We start from the raw sequence: 5333 nt of genomic DNA, 5'->3' as shown, positions 1-5333 counted from the left end.
GCGTGTGATGTTTGAGAACTCAACAGTGTGTCATGCAATTTATGTCGTTGTGATTGTTTTAGCAGCGTCTGCATGTGGGCCGGCTTTGGTTGGTTTGTGTGTGGGTGTTGTGGTTTTTGGCAAGAGCAAATGATTCTGGCGATAGCTAGTTTGTTTGTGTCTGGCTTTGATTGGATTTTCTTATGGAGAGTTTGATCCTGGCTCAGGACGAACGCTGGCGGCGTGCTTAACACATGCAAGTCGAGCGGTAAGGCTCCTTCGGGGGTACACGAGCGGCGAACGGGTGAGTAACACGTGAGTAATCTGCCCCTGGCTCTGGGATAAGCACTCGAAAGGGTGTCTAATACCGGATATGACAATTCCTCGCATGAGGTGGTTGTGGAAAGTTTTTTCGGCTGGGGATGTGCTCGCGGCCTATCAGCTTGTTGGTGGGGTAATGGCCTACCAAGGCTTTGACGGGTAACCGGCCTGAGAGGGTGACCGGTCACACTGGGACTGAGACACGGCCCAGACTCCTACGGGAGGCAGCAGTGGGGAATATTGGACAATGGGCGGAAGCCTGATCCAGCAACGCCGCGTGAGGGATGACGGCCTTCGGGTTGTAAACCTCTTTCAGTAGGGACGAAGCGAGAGTGACGGTACCTACAGAAGAAGCACCGGCCAACTACGTGCCAGCAGCCGCGGTAATACGTAGGGTGCGAGCGTTGTCCGGAATTATTGGGCGTAAAGGGCTCGTAGGCGGTTTGTCGCGTCGGGAGTGAAATCATCCAGCTTAACTGGGTGCTTGCTTTCGATACGGGCAGACTTGAGGTATGCAGGGGAGAATGGAATTCCTGGTGTAGCGGTGAAATGCGCAGATATCAGGAGGAACACCGGTGGCGAAGGCGGTTCTCTGGGCATTACCTGACGCTGAGGAGCGAAAGTGTGGGGAGCGAACAGGATTAGATACCCTGGTAGTCCACACCGTAAACGTTGGGCGCTAGGTGTGGGACCTATTCCATGGGTTCCGTGCCGTAGCTAACGCATTAAGCGCCCCGCCTGGGGAGTACGGCCGCAAGGCTAAAACTCAAAGGAATTGACGGGGGCCCGCACAAGCGGCGGAGCATGCGGATTAATTCGATGCAACGCGAAGAACCTTACCTGGGTTTGACATACACCGGAAGCCTCTAGAGATAGAGGTCTCTTTGATACTGGTGTACAGGTGGTGCATGGCTGTCGTCAGCTCGTGTCGTGAGATGTTGGGTTAAGTCCCGCAACGAGCGCAACCCTCGTTCTATGTTGCCAGCACGTAATGGTGGGGACTCATAGGAGACTGCCGGGGTCAACTCGGAGGAAGGTGGGGATGACGTCAAGTCATCATGCCCCTTATGTCCAGGGCTTCACGCATGCTACAATGGCCGGTACAAAGGGCTGCGATCCCGTGAGGGGGAGCGAATCCCAAAAAGCCGGTCTCAGTTCGGATTGGGGTCTGCAACTCGACCCCATGAAGTCGGAGTCGCTAGTAATCGCAGATCAGCAACGCTGCGGTGAATACGTTCCCGGGCCTTGTACACACCGCCCGTCACGTCACGAAAGTCGGCAACACCCGAAGCCGGTGGCCTAACTGTTTACAGGGGGAGCCGTCGAAGGTGGGGCTGGCGATTGGGACGAAGTCGTAACAAGGTAGCCGTACCGGAAGGTGCGGCTGGATCACCTCCTTTCTAAGGAGCACACCCGAGATGGCCAGCCGAATGTGTTGGTTGCGTATGGGTTGTTCACTAGTGGAACACAACGACGGTCTGCAGCTTCCTTTGGGGAGTGGGTGGGCGAGTAAGTGGTATGGCACGCTGTTGGGTGTCTGAGGCATCAGACGCTATTCCTGCCTTGGTGGTGGGGGTGCGCTGGTAGGGCTCTGGTTGTTTGATTATTGGATAGTGGACGCGAGCATCATGCGCGAGTTTGCCTTCGATCACCTTTGGGTGGTGGGGGGTTTCTTGTGTGTGTTGTTTGTAGTGTTAATATCGTTGATTGTTTGTTGTCTTTGATCAATTTTTTGCTCATTGCACATTCCATCGGTGCGCACTTGTTTGTTGTGTGTGTTGGTGGTTTGTGTGGCAAGTTGGTAAGGGCGCATGGTGGATGCCTTGGCATCGAGAGCCGATGAAGGACGTGGGAGCCTGCGATATGCCCTGGGGAGTTGGCAACCGAGCGTTGATCCGGGGATGTCCGAATGGGGAAACCCAGCTGGAGTTATGTCCAGTTACCTGCACCTGAATAAAATAGGGTGTGTGGAGGGAACGCGGGGAAGTGAAACATCTCAGTACCCGCAGGAAGAGAAAACAATAGTGATTCCGAGAGTAGTGGCGAGCGAAATCGGATCAGGCTAAACCTCACTTGTGTGATACCCGGCAGGGGTTGCAGGTGGGGGGTCGTGGGACCATTCTTGATCCATCTGCCGGTGGGTCGCAGAGTTAGAAATCATATCTGAGGTCGAAGTCCGTTGGAAAGCGGTGCCGGAGCGGGTGATAGCCCCGTAGACGTAAGGGTGTGACTCTGTTGAGTGTGTTCCCAAGTAACATGCCACTCCTGGAATGGTGTGTGAATCTGGCGGGACCACCCGTTAAGCCTAAATACTTCTCGATGACCGATAGCGGACCAGTACCGTGAGGGAAAGGTGAAAAGTACCCCTGGCGGGGAGTGAAATAGTACCTGAAACCGTGCGCCTACAATCCGTTGGAGCCTCGTAAGGGGTGACAGCGTGCCTTTTGAAGAATGAGCCTGCGAGTTAGCGGTGTGTGGCTAGGTTAACCCGTGTGGGGTAGCCGTAGCGAAAGCGAGTCCGAATAGGGCGATTGAGTCGCACGCTCTAGACCCGAAGCGGAGTGATCTATCCATGGGCAGGTTGAAGCGCCGGTAAGACGGCGTGGAGGACCGAACCCACTTCAGTTGAAAATGGAGGGGATGACCTGTGGATAGGGGTGAAAGGCCAATCAAACTCCGTGATAGCTGGTTCTCCCCGAAATGCATTTAGGTGCAGCGTTGCGTGTTTCTTGCCGGAGGTAGAGCACTGGATAGCCGATGGGCCCTACAAGGTTACTGACGTTAGCCAAACTCCGAATGCCGGTAAGTGAGAGCGTGGCAGTGAGACTGCGGGCGATAAGGTTCGTAGTCGAGAGGGAAACAGCCCAGACCATCGGCTAAGGCCCCTAAGGGGCGGCTAAGTGGAAAAGGATGTGGAGTCGCAGTGACAACCAGGAGGTTGGCTTGGAAGCAGCCACCCTTGAAAGAGTGCGTAATAGCTCACTGGTCAAGTGATTCCGCGCCGACAATGTAGCGGGGCTCAAGCCGTCCGCCGAAGCCATGGCATTCACATGTAACCCAAGCCGGACTTGATCTTGGTTCAGGGGTGTGGATGGGTAGGGGAGCGTCGTGTCACGGGTGAAGCCGCGGAGTGATCCAGTGGTGGATGTGACACGAGTGAGAATGCAGGCATGAGTAGCGAATCACGGGTGAGAAACCCGTGCGCCGAATGATCAAGGGTTCCAGGGTCAAGCTAATCTGCCCTGGGTAAGTCGGGACCTAAGGCGAGGCCGACAGGCGTAGTCGATGGACAACGGGTTGATATTCCCGTACCGGCGAAGTGGCGCCCATGACGAGCCCGGTGATGCTAACCGCCCGAAGCACGTTTGACCGATCCCTTCGGGGTGAGGCGTTCGTGTGGAGCGCGGGATCCGATCCGGTAGTAGTCAAGCGATGGGGTGACGCAGGAAGGTAGCCCAACCACGGCGATGGTAGTCCGTGGGTAAGCCCGTAGGGCGAACGGTAGGCAAATCCGCCGTTCTGACTTTGATGTCGTGCCTGAGAGGTGATGCCGACCCCTGATGGGGGAAGTGGGTGATCCTATGCTGTCGAGAAAAACCTCTAGCGAGCCACGAGCCGCCCGTACCCCAAACCGACTCAGGTGATCAGGTAGAGAATACCAAGGCGATCGAGATAACTATGGTTAAGGAACTCGGCAAAATGCCCCCGTAACTTCGGGAGAAGGGGGACCCGGATCGTGTACCCACTTGCTGGGGAAGCGTGAAGGGTCGCAGAGACCAGGCCCAAGCGACTGTTTACTAAAAACACAGGTCCGTGCGAAGTTGTAAGACGATGTATACGGACTGACTCCTGCCCGGTGCTGGAAGGTTAAGAGGACGGGTTAGCCGCAAGGCGAAGCTCAGAATTTAAGCCCCAGTAAACGGCGGTGGTAACTATAACCATCCTAAGGTAGCGAAATTCCTTGTCGGGTAAGTTCCGACCTGCACGAATGGAGTAACGACTTGGGCGCTGTCTCAACCATAGACTCGGCGAAATTGCACTACGAGTAAAGATGCTCGTTACGCGCGGCAGGACGGAAAGACCCCGGGACCTTTACTATAGTTTGGCATTGGTGTTTGGTTCGGCTTGTGTAGGATAGGTGGGAGACTGTGAAGCGGCCACGCCAGTGGTTGTGGAGTCAACGTTGAAATACCACTCTGGTCGTACTAGATGTCTAACCTAGGGCCATGATCTGGTTCAGGGACAGTGCCTGATGGGTAGTTTAACTGGGGCGGTTGCCTCCCAAAATGTAACGGAGGCGCTCAAAGGTTCCCTCAGCCTGGTTGGCAATCAGGTGGCGAGTGTAAGTGCACAAGGGAGCTTGACTGTGAGACAGACATGTCGAGCAGGGACGAAAGTCGGAACTAGTGATCCGGCACCACCATGTGGAAGGGGTGTCGCTCAACGGATAAAAGGTACCCCGGGGATAACAGGCTGATCTTCCCCAAGAGTCCATATCGACGGGATGGTTTGGCACCTCGATGTCGGCTCGTCGCATCCTGGGGCTGGAGTAGGTCCCAAGGGTTGGGCTGTTCGCCCATTAAAGCGGCACGCGAGCTGGGTTTAGAACGTCGTGAGACAGTTCGGTCCCTATCCGCCGCGCGCGTAGGAAACTTGAGAAAGGCTGTCCCTAGTACGAGAGGACCGGGATGGACGAACCTCTGGTGTGCCAGTTGTACCGCCAGGTGCAGGGCTGGTTAGCTACGTTCGGAAGTGATAACCGCTGAACGCATCTAAGCGGGAAGCACGTTTCAAGATGAGGTTTCCCCACCCCTTTGAGGGTGTAAGGCCCCCAACAGACTATTGGGTTGATAGGCCGGAGGTGTACAGCAGCAATGCCCAGCCGACCGGTACTAATAGGCCGAACACTTGCCACACAAACCCCCAACACAACCAACAAACCACTGGTTTGACGTTTGTGTGCTGGGTTTCAGCGTAAACACACTACAAATCGCGTCCACGATCCAACCCCCACCCACACACGTGGGCCACAA

At 55.5% G+C, this 5333-nt stretch carries 2 rRNA genes; both read left to right on the top strand.

Features of this window, described 5'->3' with window-relative positions:
• Positions 1-179: 179 nt before the first annotated feature.
• Positions 180-1700, top strand: a 16S ribosomal RNA gene (locus H0487_RS21635).
• Positions 1701-2091: 391 nt separating this feature from the next.
• A 23S ribosomal RNA gene (locus H0487_RS21630) occupies positions 2092-5216 on the top strand.
• Together the 16S and 23S rRNA genes form the textbook arrangement of a ribosomal RNA operon.
• Positions 5217-5333 lie beyond the last annotated feature (117 nt).

Source organism: Nocardioides stalactiti (assembly GCF_014180715.1).
GTDB classification, from domain to species: domain Bacteria; phylum Actinomycetota; class Actinomycetes; order Propionibacteriales; family Nocardioidaceae; genus Nocardioides; species Nocardioides stalactiti.
The sequence above is the reverse complement of the archived record's forward strand: the minus strand, read 5'-3'. Positions and strand labels throughout refer to the sequence as shown.